This window comes from Dellaglioa sp. CoH-56-MRSF-12 (assembly GCF_056782075.1).
In genome coordinates, this window is sequence record NZ_JBXAYD010000153.1 from 1 (window position 1) to 245 (window position 245).

At 69.0% G+C, this 245-nt stretch carries 1 protein-coding gene; it reads right to left on the reverse strand.

Translation table 11 applies throughout. From position 1 onward, the window contains the following. The coding region (locus AC1RPY_RS08125; RefSeq protein ID WP_481763175.1) for a hypothetical protein at positions 1–245 on the reverse strand (245 nt) is incomplete at both ends.

A 245-nucleotide genomic window follows, 5' to 3' on the forward strand; every position in this document is an offset into this window, starting at 1 on the left:
TGGATGGCCTTGCCGCCGCGCGTGCCCGTTTCCGTGACCGTCAGCGGATAGACGTCGCCGGCGCCGGCCAGGTCCGGCGCGATCTCGAAGCGCCGTTCCTCGCGACGCGCCCGCGCATTCGCACATTCGCTCGATTCGGCATTGTCGAGCGCCTCGTCGATGCGCGCCGCCGCCAGCACCAGCGCATTGCCGTACGGCAGCCAGATCGACCGGAAGGTTTGCGTATAGCCTTGCCGCATGTCCCC